General features: G+C 73.6%; 13 protein-coding genes. 11 read left to right on the forward strand and 2 right to left on the reverse strand.

The annotated features are described in order from the left end of the window. The first annotated feature begins 78 nt into the window (after window positions 1-78). From QSJ60_RS17425 to QSJ60_RS17470, 10 genes are all read left to right on the forward strand, one after another. The gene (locus tag QSJ60_RS17425; RefSeq protein ID WP_285464843.1) at window positions 79-1,590 is read left to right on the forward strand and encodes a 2-hydroxymuconic semialdehyde dehydrogenase; all 1,512 of its coding nucleotides are present in this window, start codon (window positions 79-81) and stop codon (window positions 1,588-1,590) included. Then, window positions 1,587-2,399: a 2-keto-4-pentenoate hydratase gene (locus QSJ60_RS17430; RefSeq protein ID WP_285464844.1), complete on the forward strand. Its 813-nt coding sequence runs from the start codon at window positions 1,587-1,589 to the stop codon at window positions 2,397-2,399. The genes QSJ60_RS17425 and QSJ60_RS17430 overlap by 4 nt, the downstream gene beginning before the upstream one ends. Beyond that, on the forward strand, window positions 2,396-3,388 hold the full coding sequence (locus tag QSJ60_RS17435; protein ID WP_230768165.1) for an acetaldehyde dehydrogenase (acetylating): 993 nt from the start codon (window positions 2,396-2,398) through the stop codon (window positions 3,386-3,388). Before QSJ60_RS17430 ends, QSJ60_RS17435 begins: the two co-directional genes overlap by 4 nt. Beyond that, on the forward strand, window positions 3,385-4,434 hold the full coding sequence (gene dmpG, locus QSJ60_RS17440; protein WP_230768167.1) for a 4-hydroxy-2-oxovalerate aldolase: 1,050 nt from the start codon (window positions 3,385-3,387) through the stop codon (window positions 4,432-4,434). The genes QSJ60_RS17435 and dmpG overlap by 4 nt, the downstream gene beginning before the upstream one ends. Further along, window positions 4,431-5,234, forward strand: a complete 804-nt coding sequence (locus QSJ60_RS17445; RefSeq protein ID WP_285464847.1) for a 2-keto-4-pentenoate hydratase — start codon at window positions 4,431-4,433, stop codon at window positions 5,232-5,234. Before dmpG ends, QSJ60_RS17445 begins: the two co-directional genes overlap by 4 nt. Further along, entirely contained in the window at window positions 5,231-5,692 is a 462-nt protein-coding gene (locus QSJ60_RS17450; protein WP_285464849.1) for a RidA family protein, read from the forward strand. The genes QSJ60_RS17445 and QSJ60_RS17450 overlap by 4 nt, the downstream gene beginning before the upstream one ends. Further along, a complete protein-coding gene (locus QSJ60_RS17455; protein ID WP_189085585.1) occupies window positions 5,689-6,213 on the forward strand; it encodes a 3-hydroxyanthranilate 3,4-dioxygenase in 525 nt (174 codons plus the stop codon). Before QSJ60_RS17450 ends, QSJ60_RS17455 begins: the two co-directional genes overlap by 4 nt. A 5-nt stretch (window positions 6,214-6,218) precedes the next feature. Further along, window positions 6,219-7,211, forward strand: coding sequence for an amidohydrolase family protein (locus tag QSJ60_RS17460; RefSeq protein ID WP_285464851.1), 993 nt, complete (start codon window positions 6,219-6,221; stop codon window positions 7,209-7,211). Between the two features lie 51 nt (window positions 7,212-7,262). Beyond that, the gene (kynU, locus tag QSJ60_RS17465) at window positions 7,263-8,543 is read left to right on the forward strand and encodes a kynureninase (protein WP_285464853.1); all 1,281 of its coding nucleotides are present in this window, start codon (window positions 7,263-7,265) and stop codon (window positions 8,541-8,543) included. Between the two features lie 109 nt (window positions 8,544-8,652). Beyond that, entirely contained in the window at window positions 8,653-10,215 is a 1,563-nt protein-coding gene (locus tag QSJ60_RS17470) for a PucR family transcriptional regulator (RefSeq protein WP_285464855.1), read from the forward strand. 19 nt (window positions 10,216-10,234) lie between these two features. Here QSJ60_RS17470 and QSJ60_RS17475 read toward each other — a convergent pair whose 3' ends face one another. Continuing rightward, window positions 10,235-11,602 (reverse strand): GH1 family beta-glucosidase, encoded by a 1,368-nt coding sequence (locus tag QSJ60_RS17475; protein WP_285464857.1) that lies wholly within the window; start codon window positions 11,600-11,602, stop codon window positions 10,235-10,237. A gap of 198 nt (window positions 11,603-11,800) precedes the next feature. Then, complete coding sequence (locus QSJ60_RS17480) at window positions 11,801-18,808, reverse strand: DUF5979 domain-containing protein (RefSeq protein ID WP_285464859.1); 7,008 nt, start codon at window positions 18,806-18,808, stop codon at window positions 11,801-11,803. 114 nt (window positions 18,809-18,922) lie between these two features. Here QSJ60_RS17480 and QSJ60_RS17485 point away from each other — a divergent pair, with 114 nt between their 5' ends. Further along, window positions 18,923-19,684: an SGNH/GDSL hydrolase family protein gene (locus QSJ60_RS17485; protein ID WP_189085581.1), complete on the forward strand. Its 762-nt coding sequence runs from the start codon at window positions 18,923-18,925 to the stop codon at window positions 19,682-19,684. The last annotated feature ends 8 nt before the right edge of the window (window positions 19,685-19,692 follow it).

The following is a 19,692-nucleotide window of genomic DNA, read 5'->3' on the forward strand; positions in this document are numbered from 1 at the left end:
GGAACTATAGCCGGATGGGCATGGCAGTGCAGCAAGAGAGTATTTGTCGGCATCCCTGGTCCTTCCTAGCCTGAGGCCATGCCAGCTCAGACGACGTCGCTGCCGACCGCCGCGACCCCCGAGGCGGGGCCCGCGCCGCGCACGATCCGCAACTTCATCGGCGGCGTGCCGGTCGACGGCGTGGCGGGCTTCGACAAGTTCGACCCGGTGGACGGCAGCCGCATCGCGCTCGTGCACGAGGCCGGCGCCGAGCAGGTCGACCGCGCGGTCGCCGCGGCGCGCGCCGCGCTCGACGGCCCCTGGGGGCGGATCTCGGTCGCCGAGCGCGCCCGCATCCTCCGCCGCGTCGCCGACGTCATCGACCGCCGCGCCGAGGAGCTCGTCGCGGCCGAGGTGGGCGACACCGGCAAGCCGGAGACCCTCGCCCGCGAGCTCGACGTCGCCCGGGCCGCCGCGAACTTCCGCTCCTTCGCCGACACCGTCTCGGCCGCGGGCCTCGACTCGTACCTCACCGAGCTGCCCGACGGCCGCAGCGCCCTGAACTACGCGGTGCGCAAGCCCCTCGGCGTCGTCGCCGTGATCGTGCCGTGGAACCTGCCGCTGCTGCTGCTCACCTGGAAGCTCGCCCCCGCCCTGGCGACCGGCAACGCCGTCGTCGTGAAGCCCTCGGAGGAGACGCCGTCCTCGGCCACGCTCCTCGCCGAGATCCTCGTCGAGGCGGGCGTCCCCGCGGGCGTCGTGAACGTCGTGCACGGCTTCGGCGCCGGCTCAGCGGGCGAGGCGCTGACGCGGCATCCCGGCATCGACGGCGTGACCTTCACCGGCGAGTCCTCGACGGGCTCGGCGATCATGCGGGCCGTCGCCCCGCGCGTGCGCCCGGTCTCCTTCGAGCTCGGCGGCAAGAACGCGGCGGTCGTCTTCGCCGACGCCGATCTCGACCACGCGATCGCGGGCCTCGCCCGCTCCACGTACCTGAACACCGGCCAGGTCTGCCTCTGCACCGAGCGCATCTACGTCGAGCGCTCCGTGTTCGACGAGGTGGCCGCGGGCCTCGCCGAGCAGTCCCGGCGACTGCGCCTGGGCCGCCCGGAGGACCCGGCGACGACGACCGGTCCGCTCATCTCGCAGGCGCACCGCGAGAAGGTGCGCTCCTACTTCGAGCTCGCCCTCGAGGAGGGCGCGACGGTGCTCGCCGGCGGCGGCGTCCCGTCGCTCGGCGCGGAGCTCGACGGCGGCGCGTGGATCGAGCCGACCCTCTGGACCGGGCTCGACAACTCGCACCGCACGGTGCGCGAGGAGATCTTCGGACCGGCGGCGGCGCTCATCCCCTTCGACACCGAGGAGCAGGCGATCGCGCTCGCGAACGACACCGACTACGGGCTCGCCGCCGTCACCTGGACGAGCGACCTCGCCCGCGGCCACCGGGTGGCGCAGCGCATGCGGGTCGGCATGTCCTGGGTGAACACCTGGTACCTGCGCGACCTCCGCAGCCCCTTCGGCGGCGTCGGCCTCTCCGGCATCGGCCGCGAGGGCGGCCACCACTCGCTCGAGTTCTACACCGAGCCGACGAACGTGTGCGTGCAGCTGTGAGCGCGACGGACGAGGCGATCCGCGCGGCCGACGCGCGGCTGCGCGAGGCGGCCGTGTCGCGCACGGCGTGCGCGCCCGTGCGCGAGCTCATCGGCGCGGAGGACCAGGATGCCGCGTACGCCGTGCAGTCCCTCGGCATCGAGCGGCGGATCGCGGAGGGGCGGCGCCTCGTCGGCCGCAAGATCGGCCTGACCTCGCCGGCCGTGCAGGCCCAGTTCGGCGTGCATGCCCCCGACTACGGCGTGCTGCTCGACGACATGGTCGTCGCCGACCGCGAGCCGATGCCGCTCGACCGCTTCCTGCAGCCGCGGGTCGAGGCCGAGGTCGCCTTCGTGCTCGGCCGCGACCTCGACTCCCCCACGACGCACGTCGGCGACGTGCTGCGGGCCACCGAGTTCGTGCTGCCCGCGATCGAGGTCGTCGACTCGCGCATCGCCGAGTGGAGCATCCGCATCGCCGACACCATCGCGGACAACGCCTCGAGCGGGGCGGTCGTGCTCGGCACGGTGCCGCGCAAGCTCGACGGGCTCGATCTCGCGGCGATGGGCATGCGGCTCGACACCGACGGCGACCCCGTCTCGACCGGCGCGGGCAGCGCCTGCCTTGGCAGCCCGGTGATCGCGGTGGCCTGGCTCGCGCGGGCGGTCGCCCGCCACGGCCGGCCGCTGCGCGCCGGCGAGATCGTGCTGTCCGGTGCGCTCGGCCCCATGGTCGCCGCGACGGCCGGTGTCTTCCACGCCCGCATCGACGGGCTCGGCGAGGTGCGCGCCGACTTCCTCGCACCCCTCGACGAGACGGAGGCGGCATGAGCGCAGACGGCAACGGGACCGACGGCGGGGCCGGCGGCACCGTCGGCATCGCCATCATCGGCTCCGGCAACATCGGCACCGATCTGATGATCAAGGTGAAGCGCCTGTCCGCCGAGCTGCACGTCGCGGCGATGGCGGGCATCGATCCCGACTCCGACGGCCTGGCCAGGGCGCGCCGCCTCGGCGTCGCGACCACCCACGAGGGCGTCGACGGGCTCGTGGCCCTGCCCGAGTTCGCCGACGTCGCGCTCGTCTTCGACGCGACCTCCGCCGGGGCGCACGTGCGCAACGACGAGGTGGTCCGCGCGCACGGGCGACTGATGGTCGATCTCACCCCCGCCGCGATCGGCCCGTACGTCGTGCCGGTCGTGAACCTCGAGCAGCAGCTCGCGGCGACGAACGTGAACCTCGTGACGTGCGGCGGCCAGGCCACCGTGCCGATGGTGGCCGCCGTCTCGCGGGTCGCGCCCGTCGCCTACGCCGAGATCGTGGCCTCGATCGCCTCGAAGTCGGCGGGCCCGGGCACCCGCGCGAACATCGACGAGTTCACGCAGACCACGGCCCGCGCGATCGAGCAGATCGGCGGCGCCGAACGCGGCAAGGCGATCATCGTGCTGAACCCGGCCGAGCCGCCCCTGATGATGCGGGACACGGTCTACTGCCTCGTCGACGGGGCCGACGGCCCGCTCGACGAGGACGCCGTGCGCCGCTCGGTCGAGGACATGGTCGCGGCCGTCTCCGGCTACGTCGGCGGCTACCGGTTGAAGCAGCGGGTGCAGTTCGACGCCGTCGACGAGGCCTACGTGCCCGCGCTCGACCGGCCCTTCCGCGGCACCCGGGTGACGATCCTCCTCGAGGTCGCCGGCGCCGGGCACTACCTGCCCGAGTACGCGGGCAACCTCGACATCATGACCTCGGCCGCCCTGCGCACCGCCGAGCGGCTCGTCGCCGAACGACGCAAGACCCAGCTGACGGAGGTGCCGGCATGACCGCGGACGCGCCCCGGGTCTACGTGCAGGACGTGACCCTCCGCGACGGCATGCACGCCGTCGCACACCGCTACACCGTCGAGGAGGTGCGCACGATCGCCGCGGCGCTCGAGGCCGCCGGCGTCGACGCCATCGAGGTCGCCCACGGCGACGGCCTCGGCGGCTCGAGCGTCGCCTACGGGCAGGGCGCGCACACCGACTGGGACTGGATCGAGGCGGCCGCCTCGGTGCTCGAGCGGGCGCGCCTGACGACGCTGATCCTGCCGGGCATCGGCACGATCGACGACCTCGCCCGGGCCCGCGACCTCGGCGTGCAGAGCGTGCGCGTCGCGACGCACTGCACCGAGGCCGACGTCGCGGCCCAGCACATCGGCTGGGCGCGCGAGCACGGCATGGACGTCTCGGGCTTCCTCATGATGAGCCACCTGAACGACCCGGCCGGCCTCGCCCGGCAGGCGAAGCTCATGGAGTCGTACGGGGCGCACTGCGTCTACGTCACCGACTCGGGCGGGCGGCTCACGATGGGCGACGTGGCCGAGCGGATCGACGCCTACCGCGAGGTGCTCGACCCCGCCACGGGCATCGGCATCCACGCGCACGAGAACCTCTCGCTGAGCGTCGCGAACAGCGTGACCGCCGTCGAGCACGGAGCCACCCGCGTCGACGCCTCCCTCGCGGGCATGGGCGCGGGCGCCGGCAACACGCCGATCGAGGCGTTCGTCGCGGTCGCCGACCTGCTCGGCTGGCAGCACGGCTGCGAGCTGTTCGCCCTGCAGGACGCCGCCGAGGAGCTCGTGCGGCCGCTGCAGCGCCGACCCGTCCGCGTCGACCGGGAGACCCTCGCCCTCGGCTACGCCGGCGTGTACTCGAGCTTCCTGCTGCACGCCGAACGCGCCGCCGAGCGGCACGGCCTCGACCCCCGCGACATCCTCGTCGAGCTCGGCCGCCGGCGCATGGTGGGCGGCCAGGAGGACATGATCGTCGACGTCGCCCTCGACCTCGCCGCCGCGCGCGACGCCGCTGCCGTGGCCGGAGGCGCGGCATGACCGCCGCGTCCGCCTTCGCCGCAGCGCTCGACCAGGCGCAGCGCACCGTCTCGCCGATCTCGCAGCTCGCCGGCGACGCGCCCATCGGCCTCGACCGCGCCTACGCCACCCAGCACGCCCTCATCGCCCGCCGGCTCGGCCGCGGCGAGCGTCCCGTCGGCGTGAAGCTCGGCTTCACGAGCCGCGCGAAGGCCGTGCAGATGGGCGTCGACGACGTCATCATCGGCACCCTGACCGATGCGATGCGGATCGAGGACGGCGGGGTCTTCGACCCGAGCCGCGCGATCCACGCCAGGGTCGAGCCGGAGCTCGCGTTCCTGCTCGGCGCCGAATTGGATGCCTCGGCCGACGGCGACCCGATGGCCGCCGTCGCGGGGCTCGCCCCGGCGCTCGAGCTCATCGACTCCCGCTTCCGCGACTTCCGCTTCAGCCTCGACGACGTCGTCGCCGACAACGCCTCGGCCGCCGGCTTCGTCACCGGGCCCTGGACCTCGCCCGAGGCGCTCGGCACGGGGCTCGACAACCGGGCGGTCGCGCTCGAGTTCGACGGCCGGCAGGTCGCGATCGGCTCCACCGGGGCCATCCTCGGCGATCCCCGGCGGGCGCTCGTCGCGGCGGCGAGACTCGCCGCCGCGCACGGCTTCGCGCTCCGCGCGGGCACCGTGCTGCTCGCCGGCGCCGCGACCGCGGCCGTGCCAGTGCCCGCTCGGGGACTCGTCGAGGCATCCGTCACCGGGCTCGGCCGGGTCTCGGTGCGCATCGGTACGACGACCCCCGCAGCGAAGGAGGAGACCGCATGACCGACGACGACCGGGGCATCCTGGCCGAGGGGCGCGCGGTGCCGCGCGGCCGCTTCCCGCACGCGCGGGTCGCCGGCGACTACGTGTTCGTCTCGGGCACCTCGAGCCGCCGCCCGGACAACACCATCGCGGGCGCCGACGCCGACGAGTTCGGGGCGACGCGCCTCGACATCGCGGTGCAGACCCGCGCCGTGATCGAGAATCTCCGTGCGGTGCTCGCGGCAGCCGGCTGCGAGCTCTCCGACCTCGTGCAGGCGACGAGCTACCTCGTCGACATGAACGACTTCGCCGCGTACAACGCGGTGTGGGCCGAGCACTTCGACGAGCAGGGGCCCGCGCGCACCACCGTCGCGGTGCACGCCCTGCCGCACCCGCACCTGCGCCTCGAGATCCAGGGGATCGCGTTGCGCCCGACCACCGACCGAAGCACGACCGCCACTCTCGAGGAGGAGAAATGAGCACCATCCCACCCGTCATCGATTTCGCCGCGTGGATCAAGGAGCACGAGCACCTGCTCCAGCCGCCGGTGAACAACAAGCAGGCCTGGGAGCCCATGGGGGACTTCATCGTCCAGGTCGTCGGCGGCCCGAACCAGCGCACCGACTTCCACTTCGACCCCTACGAGGAGTGGTTCTACCAGTACCGCGGCAACATGCACGTGAACATCCAGACGGAGGACGGCCCCAAGCGGATCGACATCCGCGAGGGCGAGATGTGGCTGCTGCCCGGCAACGTCTTCCACTCGCCGCAGCGCCCCGAGCCCGGCTCGATCGGCATCGTCATCGAGCGCATCCGCGAGGAGGGCACGCTCGAGAAGTTCGCGTGGTTCTGCCCGAACTGCAACACGAAGGTGCACGAGGTGGAGCTGCAGGTGCGCGACATCGTCGAGGACCTGCCGCCCGTCTTTCGCGAGTTCTACGAGAGCGAGGAGGGGCGCACCTGCCCGCAGTGCGGCACGGTCCACCCGGGCAAGGGCTGAGCCCCTTGGGAACCATCGACGTCCACACGCACTCCGTGCCGAGCGCCTGGCCCGACCTGCGGACGCAGGCCGGGCCGGGGGTCTGGCCGTCGCTGCGGGTCGACTCGGAGCGCGAGGCGATGATCCTGCTCGGGGACGTCGAGTTCCGTCGCGTGGGCGCCGAGGCCTGGGATGCCGAGACGAGGCTCGCGGACATGGACGCCGACGGCGTCGAGCTGCAGGTCGTCTCGCCGACGCCGGTCTTCTTCTCCTACGACAAGTCCGGTGACCAGGCCGCGAAGGTCGCCCGCATCTTCAACGAGCTGACGCTGGAGATCTGCGCGCCGGGCGGGGGACGGCTGATCCCGTTCGCCCAGGTGCCGCTGCAGGATCCGGATGCCGCGTGCGCCGAGGCCGACCGGGCGATCGCCTCGGGCCACGCGGGCGTCGAGATCGGCAACCACGTCGGCGACCGCGATCTCGACGACGCGGGCACCGTCACCTTCCTGCAGCACTGCGCCGAGCGGGGCATCCCCGTCTTCGTGCACCCGTGGGACATGCCGAGCTCGCCGCGCCTCGAGCGCTGGATGGCCCGCTGGCTCACCGGTATGCCCGCCGAGACGCACCTGTCGATCATCGCGATGATCCTCGGCGGCGTGTTCGACCGGGTGCCGCCGTCGCTGCGGATCGCGTTCGCCCACGGCGGCGGCTCCTTCGCCTTCTGGCTCGGCCGCTTCGAGAACGCCTGGCGGCAGCGCCCCGACCTCGTGGGAGTGAGCGAGCGGCCGCCCTCGGCCTACCTCGACCGCTTCAGCGTCGACTCCGTCGTGTTCGACCCGGCCGCGCTGCGGCTGCTCGTCGACACGCTCGGCGCCGAGCAGGTGATGGTCGGCAGCGACTACCCCTACCCGCTCGGCGAGCGGCCGGTCGGGGCGGTCGTCGACCGCGCCGACTTCCTCGATGAGGCGCAGAAGGCCGCCATCCGGCACGGCAACGCGCGCCGCTTCCTCGGCCGCTGATCCATCCATCCACCGACCCCGCACGTCCCACCGAGAGCTCCGGAGCAGCGCATGACCCTCGACACCCAGGCCCGTCAGCCGATCGACCGCAGCACCTGCTCGGCCCTCGACGCCGCCGACCCGCTCGCGCACTTCCGCGAGCGCTTCGTCCTGCCGGACGGGGTCGTCTACCTCGACGGCAACTCCCTCGGTGCGCTCCCCCGGGCGACGGCGTCCCACGTCGCCCGGGTGGTCACCGAGGAGTGGGGGCAGGGGCTCATCCGCAGCTGGAACGACGCGGGATGGTTCGAGAAGCCGCTCGTGCTCGGCGACCGGATCGCGCCGCTCATCGGCGGGGCGCCCGGCGAGGTGACGCTCGGCGACTCGACGTCGGCGAGCCTGTTCCAGGCCGTGGTCGCCGCGGCGCGGCTGCGACCGGGGCGACGGGCGATCGTCGCGGAGCGGGGCAACTTCCCGACCGATCTCTACGTGCTCGAGTCGGTGCAGGAGCTCCTCGGGGGCGACACGCCGCTCGAGCGCCGGCTGATCGCCGACGACGGTCCGACCCTCGCCGAGGTGCTCGACGAGGAGGTCGCGGTCGTCGTGCTCACGCACGTCGACTACCGCACGGGCCGGATGCACGACCTCGCCGAGGTGACCCGGCAGGTGCACGAGGCCGGCGCGATCGTCGTCTGGGACCTCTGCCACTCGGTCGGCGCGGTGCCCGTCGAGCTGAACGCCGCCGGTGCGGACTTCGCGGTCGGCTGCACCTACAAGTACCTGAACGGCGGGCCCGGCTCGCCCTCCTTCATCTGGGTCGCCGCACGGCACCAGGCCGAGGCGCGGCCCGCGCTGACCGGCTGGCACGGCCACGCCCGGCCGTTCGCCTTCGAGCTCGGCTACGCCCCGGCCGAGGGCATCGGCCGCTTCCGCGTCGGCACGCCGCAGCTGCTCGCGCTCGCGGGCCTCGAGGCGAGCCTCGACCTCTGGGCCGAGGTCGACCTCGAGGCGCTGCGGGAGAAGAGCCTGCGGCTCTCCGAGCTCTTCATCTCGCTCGTCGACGCCCGGCTCGGCGCCTGGGACGTCGAGGTCGTGACGCCCAGGCAGTCGGCCCGCCGCGGCAGCCAGGTGTCGCTGCGGATCGGGGCCGCCGACGGCTACGCCGTGATGCAGGCGCTCATCGACGGCGGCGTGATCGGCGACTTCCGCGCGCCCGACCTCGTCCGCTTCGGCTTCGCGCCGCTCTACGTCTCGCACGCCGACGTCTGCGACGCGGTCGACGCCCTCGAGGACGTGCTCACGAGCGAGCGCTGGCGGGAGTCGCGCTTCGCCCGGCGGGGCCTCGTCACGTAGGCCGGGAGCGCAGGGCCCGGCTGTACACTCGGGGCTGATCCGTTCGACACGGCGTACACCGCCGGACTCCCCCGGTCCCGTCGACGGACGAGCCCACCGAGGAGCCGCCGTGAAGCCCACCGTGCAGACCCTGCTCGACCGCCCCGAGCTGACGCTCCGCCTGCTCACCCCGGCGGACTCGCTGCCCGAGGGCGCGCTCGCCGCCCCGGTGACCTGGGCGCACAGCTCCGACCTCGTCGACCCCACCCCGTTCCTCGACGCGGGGCAGGTGCTGCTCACCACCGGCACCTGGCTCGGCGAGGAGGGCGAACCGCGGCCCGGCGGCGCCGCCGATGTCGGCGCGTACGTGACCCGGCTCCGCGAGACCGGCATCGCCGCGCTCGGCTTCGGCACGGAGGTCACCCGCGCGGGCACGCCCGCCGCTCTCGTGGAGGCGTGCCTGGCCTCCGGGCTGCCGCTCTTCGAGGTGCCCTACCGCACCCCGTTCATCGCGATCGCACGCACCGTCGCCGACCTCATCGCCGAGGACGCCTACGCCCGGCAGGCCTGGGCCCTGCAGGCGCAGCGCGCCATCTCGCTCGCCGCGCTCCGCCCCGACGGGCTCTCGGCGACGCTCGCCGAACTCTCCAAGCGGCTCGGCGCCTGGGTGGGCCTCATCGACTCGACGGGCGGCCTCGACCGCGAGTTTCCGCTCGGCGGACTCGGCCAGCCGGCGCTCGGCGAGGTCGTCGGCGAGGCGCGCACCATGCTCCGCCGCGGGCAGCGGGCGAGCCGGGCCGTCGAGGCCGGCGGCACGGTGGGCCGGCCGCAGCGGATGACGCTGCAGACCCTCGGCTCCGGCGGCGCCCTGCGCGGCGTGCTCGCGATCGGCGACTCCCCCGAGCTCGACCAGGCCGGCCGCGAGGTCGTCACCTCGGTGATCGCGCTCGCCGGGCTCGCGCTCGAGCAGAACCGCGACCTCGACCGCGCCCGCGGGCACCTGCGCTCCGGCCTGCTGCGCTCGCTGCTCGCGGGCGACGTCGGCCTCGCGGCCGACGTCGCGGGCGAGATGTGGGGGCCGCTGCCCGAGGCGCCGCTCCGGGTGCTCGTGACGAACGCGCCGGAGGACGGCATCGACCGCCTCGTCGAGCTCCTCGAGCTGCGGGTGGACGAGCGCGGCGGCCGGCTCTTCTTCGGCCGCGAGGCGGAGCACGTCGTCGTGCTCGCCGAGGAGCCCGACGCCGCCGAGCTCGCCGAGGAACTCGCCGCCGAGTTCGAGCTCGCCGTGGGCGTCAGCGATCCGAGTTCGCTCGCGCAGCTCGCCGACGCGCAGGAGGAGGCCGTGCGCGGCTACGAGCGCGCCCGCGAGGCGGGCTCGGGCGTCGCGTGGTTCGACGACATCAGCCGGCAGGGGGTGCTCGCGTTCCTCGCCCGCACCGACGCCCGCGCGGTCGCCCGCGCGACGCTCGCCCCGCTCACCGAGTACGACCGGGAGAACGGCACGACGCTCGTCGCGACGACGCGGACCTGGCTGGAGAACGGCGGCCAGTTCGACGCCACCGCGCAGGCGCTCGGCGTGCACCGGCACACCGTGCGCAGCCGGGTCGGGCTCGCCGAACGGCTGCTCGGTCGGGACCTGTCCGGCTTCCATGCGCGCGCCGACCTCTGGGCGGCGCTCCTCGCGGTCGAATAGGGGCGGCGGCGCTGCCGCGTCAGCCCGCGCGCTGCTCGGCGATCAGCCGGCGGTACCAGTCGAAGGAGTCCTTGCGGGTGCGCTCGCCGGTGTCGAGGTCGAGGTGCACGAGCCCGAAGCGCTGCGTGTAGCCGTCGGCCCACTCGAAGTTGTCGATGAGCGACCAGACGTCGTAGCCGCGCACGTCCACCCCGGCCTCGATCGCCCGGTGCACCGCGCGGAGGTGCCCGTCGAGGTAGGCGATGCGCTCGGCATCCGCGACCCGGCCGTCGACCACCTCGTCGGGGTAGGACGCCCCGTTCTCGGTGATCGCGAGCGGCGGCAGCGCGTCGCCGTAGGCGTCGCGCAGGCCGAGGAGGAGCCGTTCGAGCGCCTCCGGCACCACGGGCCAGCCGAAGCCGGTGACGGGGACGCCCGCGATCTCGACGGGCTCGAACGGCAGCCCGGCCTCGGCGAAGGGCGAGTCGGGCGCGGCCGCCGCCACCTGGGTGGGGTTGTAGAAGTTCACGCCGTAGAAGTCGAGCGGGGCCGACACGAGCTCGAGGTCGCCCTCCTCGACGCCGGGGAAGGCCTCGAGCCCGAGCGGCGCGAGATCGGGATAGCGGCCGAGCAACACGGGCTCGGCGAAGATGCGGTTGTAGATCGCGTCGAAGGCGCCGGCCGCGGCGAGGTCGCCTTCAGCTTCGGAGGCGGGTTCGACGAGGGTGTGGTTGTTCGTGATGCCGAGCTCGGCGCCGGGGCGCGCGGCGCGGATCGCCTGCACGGCGAGGCCGTGGCCGAGCAGCTGGTGGTGCACCGTGGGCAGCGCGCCGAGCATGAGCGTGCGGCCCGGCGCGAGCTCGCCGAGGGCGTAGCCCTGCAGGGTGGTCATGGCCGGTTCGTTCAGGGTGATCCAGCGGCCGACCCGGTCGCCGAGCGCGTCGACGACGAGCGCCGCGTACTCGGCGAAGCGCGCCGCGGTGTCGCGGGCGAGCCATCCGCCCCCGTCCTCGAGCGCCTGCGGCAGGTCCCAGTGGTAGAGCGTGACGAGCGGGCTGATGCCGGCTTCGGCGAGCGCGTCGACGACGCGCGCGTAGTGGTCGAGGCCGGCGGGGTTCGCGGGGCCGCGGCCGTCGGCCTGGATGCGGGGCCAGGAGGTCGAGAAGCGGTACTCGTCGACGCCGAGCTCGGCGAGGAGGGCGACGTCGTCGCGGAAGCGGCGGTAGCTGTCGGCGCTCGTGCTCGCGTCGCTGCCGTCGAGGATGCGGCCGGGTTCGGCGGCGAAGACGTCCCAGATGGAGGTGCCCCGGCCGTCGGCGTGCGGGGAGCCCTCAATCTGGAATGCGGCGGTCGCCGCGCCCCAGCGGAATCCGGCCGGGAACGCCGGCATCCTCGTCGTCTCGGCCATCGGCATCCTCGCCCTCCGGGTCATCGGGGCCTCATCGCCCCGAACTGGGTCATCTGACCCACTCCGTCCACCCTACGCATCCCCACCCCGAGTTGCCCGACTTTCATGAAAGTCGGGCAACTCCGGTACTGACCCAGGGTTGCCCGACTTTCATGAAAGTCGGGCAACCCTGGGTGAATGGGCGGAGCTGCGCGGCGGTCAGCGCTGGCGACGGCGGCGGATCAGCACGATCGCGAGCACCGCACCGCCGGCGAGCAGGATGCCTCCCGCGACGAGCGCGATCGGCAGCGGGTCGACGCCGGTGCGAGCCATCGGCGGCGCCGCGTCGAACTCGTTCACGACGTCGATCCGCACCACGTCGCCCGAGCCGACGATCACCGAGGCCGTGCGCGGGTCGTCCACGTGGGGGGTGAGCGTCGTGCGCGCCGCACCCGCGGCATCCGTCTCGACGAGCTCGCAGGCCGCGCCCGTCGGCAGCTCCTCGTACACCGTCGTGAGCGAGCTCGCCTTCGAGAGCGTGCGGGTCGCCCCGCCCGGGATCTCGATCTGCACGCCCTCGCCGCCGTCGTCGCGGACGCACGTCAGCTGCACGGTGAAGCTGCGGTCGGCGGCCGCGGCCGCCCCCGAGCCGGTGACGGTCTTCACGACCTCGATCAAGCCGAGCTCGAAGACGTTCGTCACGGTGAAGCTGCGCTCGACGCCGGGCTCGACGACGAAGGTCCCGCCGGGCTCGCCCTCCTCGTCGGTGATCCGCACCTCGTTCGCGCCGCCGGTGCCCGTCTCGCTGAGCTCGCACTCGGCGCGGGCGGGCAGCGGCTCGTAGTCCGCCTCGTAGCCGTTCGCCGCGTTCAGCACCCGCTCGGCACCGCCCGGGATATCGACCGGCACCAGCCCGCCCTCGAGCGGGAGCGTGCAGGCGAGCGAGACCGTGAACGGCCCCGCCCCGTAGCGCTCGGCCCCGTCACCTGTGCGCTCCTTCACGACGTGCAGCGAACCGGCGAGGAAGGTGTTCGTCACCGTCACCTCGACGGGCTCCTCGCCGCCCACCGTGAACGGGCCGTCGGGCGAGATCGCGACCTCGTCGGCGAGGCCCGGGTCGGGCTCGGTGACGGTGCAGGACGCGCCGGCGGCGATCCCGTCGACCTCGGTCGTCCACTCGCCCTCGGGCGTCGGCAGCACGAGGTCGCCGTCCCAGACGGTGCGGACGCCGGACTCGTCGGACAGCACGCACTCGAGGTGCAGCGTGAACGGCCCCTGCCCGAAGTCCTCGGCGCCGGGGCCGACGCTCGCCTTCTCGATGACGACGCCCGCCGTGTCGAAGACGTTGTCCGTCACGACCTGCACGGTCGGCACGCCCTCGTCGAGCGGGGTGAGACTGACGTCGACCCGTGGGCCCGGCCCGGTCTCGGGTGCGCCGTCGCCCACCGTCACCGTGAGCGTCGTGCTCGCGGCCCCCTTGTCGTCGGTCTCCTCGACGGCGCACTGCGCCCCCGCGGGGAGCCCGGTGAGCTCGATCCGCTCTCCGTCGGCCAGCTCGACCGCCATCGGCTGTCCCGCCGGGTAGCCCTCGGCGACGACCTCCTCGCCGAGGTAGCTGCAGCTCACCTCGAAGGCGAAGGGCCCGTAGGCGACCGGGTCGCCGTTCTGGTCCACGGCGTTCGAGTCGACCTGCTTCTCGAGGGCGAGGCCGGCGAGCTCGTAGACGTTCTCGAGCTCGACGAGGCCGACGGGGTCCGTGTCGCGGCCCACGACGGCCGTGGTCGAGGAGGAGCTCGTCTCGCCGTTCGCACCCGGCACCTCGCTGAGCTCGCACTCCGCACCCCACGGCAGGTCCTCGACGGTCTGCACCTCGTCGGCGACGAGGGTCAGCTCGATCGGCGGCAGCACCGTCTCGACGGGCGTGCCGATCGCCGAGGTGCACGTGAGCTGCACCTGGAACTCGTCCGGCGCGAACGCCGCACCGTCGCCGCTCACCCGCTTCACGACCTCCAGCGGCCCGGTCGCGAGGGAGACGCCCACCCGGCGGCCCTCGCTCGGCAGCACGCTCGCCGCACCCGAGCTGCCGCCGACCGCCGCGGTGTTCCAGGCGATCGTGTCGGGGCCGGTGGTCGGCGAGACCGCGGGGCTGCGGGTCTGGAAGGTGAAGTCGACCTCCTCGCCCGGCTGCAGCTGCGCGCTCGTGAACAGGAACTCGACCTTGATGCTCGTCACCGTCGCCGGCTCGAGCGAGTCGATCGGCACCCACGCGCCCGGCGGGCACGTCGCACCCGGCGAGCTCAGCTCGACGGTGCACGGGTCGGCGTCGGCCGTGCCGTAGACCGTGAACGAGTCGGGCAGACGCGATCCGCCGACCGACTGCGGCGTGACGTTCCCGACCCAGAGCGGCGTCCACTCCGAACCGCGGGGCAGCGTGGCGTACGCCCCCGTGTCGCCCGGGGTCGGCAGGCGGTCGATCGAGATGACCCGGTCGGCCGGGATGGTGCCGGTGTTCTGCCCCGCGACGAGCCAGGTCTCGGTCGTACCGGGCTTGGTCACCGGCACGCACGGCGCACGGTAGAAGTCGGCGACGGCCGGCGCGCAGGCGGCGCTCGCGGAGGGGTCGTCGACGTTCTGCACGCCCAGCCCGTCGTCGGCCTTCACGAACTTCGCCGCGCGCAGCGCCCCGACGTTCGCGGGGTACACGACGGTGGTGTCGGAGCAGTCCTCGTGCGGACCGGGCGTGCCCTCGCAGAAGTCGAAGGGCCGCTCGGCGGTCACGTCGACGGCGTTCGTGATCTCCTGGCCGGCGGCGACACCGGGCCGGAACATCAGCATTACGGTGATCGTGTACGTCTGGCCGGGCTCGAGCACGGTGCCGTCGGGGAAGCGGAACTCGATCGTGCTGCCGTCGGCCGCGACCGTCGTGGTGACGTCGTCGGGGTCGGTCGGCATCGGCGAGCCGTTCGCCGGGTCCGGGGCGTCGCCGGCCAGCGTGTACGCGTAGGGCGAGCCGGAGAGCTCCGGGTCGAAGACGAGCAGCGGCTGACCGTCCTGCATCGGGATGCGGTCAACGATCACCGGGTTCGAGATCGCCCCGGTGCCGCTGTTCAGCACCTCGAGCGTGAACGGGATCGCCGCGCCCGGATCCTGCACGCCGCGCGGGCCCTTGGTCACGACGACGGACGTCTCGTAGTGCAGGTAGCGGGCCTGCGCCTCGGCGTCGTCGCTCTTCGTGTAGAGCGGGTCGCCCGAGCCGTTCTCGAGGAAGGAGTTCGCGGTCGCCTCCACCCGGTTCGTGAAGGTGCCGAGCTCGGTCTCCCCCGGCGCCGGCGTGTTGCCGTCGATCACGAGGTCGGTGCGCACGTCGCCGCCGCTGCGGAACTCGAGCCGCCGCTGCACGAACAGCGGCATCTGCTGGAGGGGGTTCGCCGGGTTCTCCCACTGCGCACCGTCGGCGCGGCTGAAGGTGAAGCGGAGGCCCTGCACGTCCTCGGGCTGCACGGTGGCGGGCAGCTGCGGGGTGGTGCCGGGGCTGCCCGTCACCCAGCTGCCGCCCGTGCGGGTGAGCGAGCCGTCGGGCTCCGCCGTGAAGGTCGCTCCCGTGAAGGCATCCACCTGCACCCGCGTGATCGGCGAGGTGAGGGTGAACATGGGGCCGAAGTCGACGAAGTCGAAGGCGTTCCAGAAGGTCGCCTCGTCGTCGGTGACGATGAGCTCGGACGCGCGGGCGGAGCCCGTCGGCCGGGCCGTGAGGTTCATCATGATCGGGTCGCGATCCGCTTCGACCTGCGCCTGCGGCGAGAAGCTCTTGCCGGCGATGACGCCGATCTCGAGCGCGACGAGCCGCATCTGCGCGTCGTCGTCGTCGGTCACGCGGTGCTGGTCGTTCACGCCGCCGAGGTCCTCGACGGCGCTCTGCGCGACGTTGTGCACGGGCGAATCGGCCGCGGTGACCGGGGCGCCGCCGTCGCGGTGCGCGGCGCGGAGCCGCAGGTCCATGACCAGCCGGGTGTCGGCGCCCGAGGCGATGCGGCCCTCGTGCACGACGGCGATCCCGACCACGTCGGCGAGCTCGGTCGCGGACATGCCGGTCGCGGTCGCGATGCTGACCTCGTCGACGGCCCCGCCCGCCCGCGTCAGCTGCACGGTCGCGGTGACCGTGCCGCCGGGCACCGAGATGCTGACGATCCGACGCAGGTCGAAGGTGTCGAACGCGCTCGGCCCGGTCTGCGCGGGCGAGGGGTCGCTCACGCTCAGGGTGTCCACCTGGGCGACGGTCGCGTTCGTGCCGATGATCGTGACCCGCCCGCTCGGGTAGTCCTCGGCCGCGGTGCCGGCCGGCGGGATACCGATGGGCCCGCCCGACCAGCCCTTCGTGACCGTGGTGTTCAGCGGCCGGTCGATGATCGAGATGACGTCGGCCGCGGTGTCGCGGATGACCTGCTGCTCGTCGACGTAGCCGGTCGCCGAGGCGGTGTTGTTCACGTCGCCCGCGGTGTCGGTGTTGTAGAAGCGGGTGCCGAGCACCGGGTCGGGGTCGCTCGACGGCACGCGGGCGAGGTCGCGCAGCTCGAAGACGAGGTCGAGGGCGCGGTCGTTGCCGCTCGATCGGGCGACGCCGGTGCCGGGCAGCGGGGCGTCGATGGGGGCGTCGGATGCCTCGCGCGCCTCCGGGTACTCCTCGAACACGAGCCGGACCCCGGTGGTCGAGGCGCGCTCGGCGTCGCTCAGCCGGTAGCCCGGGAAGACGCCGGCGCAGGCGTCGCCGACGCACGGGTTCGTCTCGGTCGGCACCCAGGCAGAGCCGTTCCAGAGCTGCACGGCGGCCACCCGGTCGTAGCGCAGCCAGGGGTCGGCCGTGATCTCGGGGATCTCGACGAGGTCGAAGGCCTGGAACACGGAGGCCGCGACCGAGGCGTCGTCGGACGGCGGGTCGGCGGTGTCGGCGACGATCACCTGGTCGAGGTTGGAGTAGCCGCCGGTCGACCAGTGCAGCCGGGCGGTCGCCCGCTCGCCGCTGCGGGCGATCACGACGGGCGGGACCGGGTCGACCCACTCCTTGTCGATGAGGTCGCCCTCGCCCGGCCTCGTCGGGATGAGATCGATCGCGGGGCAGGGCTCGGGCGTCGTCGCCTCGGCGGGGTCGACGCCGGGCGCGGTCGCGCCGGCCGAGGCGCAGTTCGGCACCGGCTGGTCGCTGCCCGCCGCGGGCCCCGAGCCGTCGCGCAGCTGATCGCGCAGGGCGCTCGTGAAGTTCGGCTGCACCGTCGTGCCCGGCGGGAAGCCGTTCGGGTCGTCGAACTGGAACCGCAGGCCGCCGATGTCGTCGCGGAGCTCGGGCGGCACGGTCATCGAGAACGGGTTCGGCGTCGTCACGTGGTCGGCGCCGTCGAACACGATCCAGCGCTGCTCGGACACGCTCCAGTAGCTCACGGTGAGCGTCGCGCCCGGCGGGATGTCGGTCTTGGTGATGGCGACGACGTCGAAGCTGTTCCACCAGCCGGGGTCGGGGATGGTCTCGGGGTCCTGCACGACGATCTGGGTCGCCGAGGTCGTCGACTCGGGCTTCAGCAACTGCGTCGGCAGCTGCACGGTCGCGAGCTCGCCGGCGACCGAGGGAATGCTGCCGGGGTTGACCTTCTTCGTCGTCTCGAGCGCGAGGATCTTCTCGAGGATCGTGAGCTCGGCGGTGTCCTCGTCGGTGGCGGTGGCGCCGCCGGACTCGCCCTCCACGCCCACGGTGTTCGGGATCGTCATCGGCCCGACGAGCGCGGGGTCGGTCGCGACGCCGAAGCGGATGCCGGCTTCGGCGCCCTCCGTGATGGTGCCGGTGTACTCCACGGTGAAGCCGGCGACGGTCTTCGCGGGGTCGGGTGTGGGCGGGTCGACGCCCTCCTCGAGGTCGTACACGGGGCTCGTGGTGCCGTCGTCGTAGCGGTAGACGAGGGTCGCGGCATCCGCGCCGGCCGGCCAGCCGATGGGCGCCGTGAAGCCGTCGAAGGCGGCGTCGCTCGTGAAGTCGCCCGTGGCCGGTTCGGTCACCGTCATCCGGTCGAGCTCGGTCTCGCCGCTGTTCTTCGCGACGATGCCGACCTCGCTGGGCTCGCCCGGCAGCACCTCGGCCGGATCGAAGGCCTTCTCGACGTCGACGACGACGGGGTCGAGCACGATGCGGTAGTCGTCGCTCGCCGTGCCGCGCTCGGCGTCGTCGCCGCGGCCGACCTCGCTGGCGGCGGTGTTCTGCACCGTGGTCGGCTCGGTGAGCCCGTCGACGGCCTCGCCCTGCACGAAGGTCGCGGTGACGCCCGCCTGCGCGCCGGGCGGGATGGTGGCCTCGCCCGAGGAGTTCGTGAACTCGACGCGGAAGCCGCCGGCGTCGGCCGCCGCGGGGGCGGGCGGCGGGTTGGGCAGCGCGGGCGCGGTCGCGGGCGGGCCGGGCACCCAGCTCGAGGTGGCGGGGTCCCAGTAGGAGAGCACGGCCGTGTCCGCGCCGTCCGGGTAGGTGACCGCATCGACCGACTGCAGCTCGAGGAGGTCGAAGGCGCCCGGCTGGCTGGGATCCACCGGGTCGCTGATGACGAGCCGGTCGACGGAGCCGTTCGAGGTGTTGGTGCCGCCGAGCACGGCGGTGAGCTCGGTGCCCGGAGCCGCGACGGCCGAGGGCGGCTCGATGGTCTTGGTGGCCTCGGTGGCGAGCTCGAGGTCCACGACGGGGGTGACGGCGATGCTGCCCTGCGCCTGGTCGGCGTTCGTGGCGCTCGCCGTCGCGGTGTTCGTGATCGGCACCCCGTTGAGGTCGTAGGGCATGGGGTCGGGCGCCTGCACGGTGATCGTGACGGTCGCGGTGGTGTTGTCGAGGAGGCCGAGCCGGCCGTCGCCGAGGTCCTGCGCGAACACGACCTCGACGTCGCTGCCGTCGATCGTCGGGGTCTGGGCCGTCGCGCCGCTCACGGCGGCGGAGACCGGCACGAAGGGGGCCGGCACGGCGTCGCTCAGGGTCGCACCCTCGCAGCCCGTGTCGGTGATCGAGGAGCACGAGACCTGCACCGTGTAGCTGAAGGTGTCGCCCGGCCGCACCTCGGTGACGGAGGCCTGCTTGCGCACCTCGAGCACGCTCGTGGGCGCGGCCTGCGCGGGCATGGCCCCGAGCGGGACGGCGAGCGCGGCGCCCACCGCGATGGCGATCCCGCCAGACAGGATCCTCCGGATGCGTCGCGACACGGCCATGATTCCCCCTTCACGCCGAGGCAGCCGGCCGGTCTTCGCCGGCCAGCGGCGCCCTCGCTCATTCAACCGGAGCAGTGGGTCCGCTGTCGAGGGTTCGGCGAGTACCGTGGAGGCATGTACACGAGCTACGCCGCCATCGGCGACAGCTTCACCGAGGGCGTCGGCGACGAGCTCCCCGACGGCTCGGTGCGCGGCTGGGCCGACTTCGTCGCCCTCGGGCTCGCCGCCCACGCGCGCGAACCCGTCCGCTACGCGAACCTCGCCATCCGCGGCCGCAAGCTCGGCCCGATCATCGAGGAGCAGGTGGAGGCGGCCATCCGGCTCCGGCCCGAGTTGATCAGCTTCAACGGCGGCGGCAACGACATCATGCGCCCGCGGATGGACGAGGCGGCCGTCGCCGAGCGCTTCCGCGAGGCCGTGCTGCGCATCCGCGCCGCGGGCGTGCACGTGCTCATGCTGAGCGGCGCGAACCCCAGTGACCACCTGCCGATGGGTCGCATGATGGACTCGCGGGGCGCCCGGCTCACCCGCGCGCTCGCCGACGTGGGCGAACTCGACGGAGTCACCTTCGTCGACAACTTCTCCGACCGGGGTCTCCGGGACATCCGGTACTGGTCGCCCGACAAGCTGCACCTGAACTCGCTCGGCCACGCCCGCGTCGCGAGCAACGTGCTCACCGCGATCGGCGTGCCCGTGCCCGCCGAGTGGGGCGTCGAGGAGGTCGCGGCGGCGCCGGCCGGCCCGCGCAGCCGCAACACCGCGGCGTACTACCGCGAGTTCGTGCTGCCGTGGATCGGCCGGCGCCTCACCGGGCGCAGCTCCGGCGACGGCCGGACGGCGAAGCGGCCCGTGCTCGAACCGTTCTCGCTGCCCTGACCGCCGCG

Origin of the sequence: Agromyces sp. NBRC 114283, from assembly GCF_030268405.1 — a bacterium.
Classification (GTDB): Bacteria; Actinomycetota; Actinomycetes; order Actinomycetales; family Microbacteriaceae; genus Agromyces; species Agromyces mediolanus.